We start from the raw sequence: 1,632 nt of genomic DNA, 5'->3' as shown, positions 1-1,632 counted from the left end.
GCCCGGCCCCCGCGGTGGTCGGCAGGATGCGCTGGACCAGGGCGTTGAGCTCGTCCGGCGACAGCTCGGTGGACGGCCAGACGTACATCATGATCCGGTTGGTGTCGAAGCGCTTGTTCTGCGGGCGCTTCGCCTGGATGTTGCGGATCGAGTCGAGGCAGGCCGTGATGGCCTCCTCCACGGCGGGCAGCGCGACGAGCCTGCCGTCGGACTCGCGCAGCGGGGTCAGGTCGCGGACCTGGCCCATGGCGATGAGCCGCTCGTCGGCCGGGTTGCTGCGCGCGGTGGCCTTGAACAGGTAGATCTCCTCGTCGACCGAGGGCAGCCTGGTCAGGTCGAACTCGCGCAGCCGGTGCAGCTGCAGGCGCTGGGCGATCTGCGGGTGCAGGCCCCGGATGAGCCGGTCCTCCACGAGCGCGCCGTTCTCCGGGCGGAACGTGAAGTGGTGGTGCATGACCGCGCCGGTGGAGCCCGCCACCGTCGTGGTGACCCGGCGGACCGAGTCGGGCAGCGGGTGCGCGGCGAGGACCTCGGCCAGCCGCACGGCCATGCCCTCGATGTCGGGCTGCCCGTCCCAGACCAGGTACAGGTCGGCCGCCAGGCCGCCCTCGCCGCTCGCGGCGATCCGGCCGACCGCGTCGACGGCGGCGGGCAGCGAGTCGATCTCGACGGCGGTGGCCACGACGCGGTGCACGCCGTGGCCGCCGTCGTAGTCGGCGGTGACGAACCGGCAGCCGGACAGGTCGGTGGTGGTGACCGAGGACAGCCTGCGGTTGCCGTAGTAGCGGCGGGTGATGACCTCCAGCAGCGGCCCGCTGTCCCGGTCGGGGCGGCCGACGCGGCCGGAGACCAGGCGCACCAGCGGCTGCGGTCCGGCGACCATGGCCTTGATCCGCTCGGCGCGGTCGGGCGCGTCCGGGTTCTGGTCCAGGTAGCGCAGGCAGTCGCGGACCTCCACGAACACCTTGGCGCGGTTGCGGCGCAGCAGCGGCTGGGCGAACCAGCGGAACACGATGCCGCGCGCCAGGTCCGACAGCGCGGGGAAGCGGACCTGGGTGGCCTCGACGAGGTGCTCCAGCGCCAGACCGGCGCGCTGGAGCAGCGGCTCGGCGGGCGGCGGGGACTCGATCCACTGGCGCAGCAGCTCGGAGATCACCGCGGCGTGCGCGGCCGGGTCCTGCTGGGCCAGGAAGATCCGGAAGACCGCCGACTCCAGGCCGGGCGCGGTGCGGTCCAGCTCGGTGACGCCGTAGTGGGCGAGCACGCGGGAGAGCTTGGCGGTGAAGTCCTCGGGCAGGCCGGCCCGCTCGACGTCCAGGCTCTGCAGGTAGGCGTGGAAGTGCTCGCGCGGGCTGTGCACGGGGCTGCCCGGCTCGGCCTCCAGCTCGCCGCGCGGCTTGTTGCGGCTGAGCTCGGACAGGTCGGCGAACGCGGTGAGCAGGTCCAGCTCGCCCTCGACGGGACGGCCGCCCAGCTCGGCGCGCGAGGCCAGGTAGCCGGACAGGACGCGGCCCCGGTCCTGCGGGTCGACGTCGAAGCCCAGCAGCAGGCTGCGCAGGTCGGACAGGCAGCGGCCGAGGCGGGCGTCGGCGGCGACGCCGTCGGGCTCGGCGGGCAGGTCGACCGGCGCCT

At 74.2% G+C, this 1,632-nt stretch carries 1 pseudogene; it reads right to left on the bottom strand.

From position 1 onward, the window contains the following. Positions 1-1,632, bottom strand: a pseudogene (locus ACTUAL_RS13605) (fused acetyl/propionyl-CoA carboxylase subunit alpha/methylmalonyl-CoA decarboxylase subunit alpha); the annotation flags it as partial.

It is taken from the genome of Actinosynnema sp. (assembly GCF_052038725.1).
The sequence above is the reverse complement of the archived record's forward strand: the minus strand, read 5'-3'. Positions and strand labels throughout refer to the sequence as shown.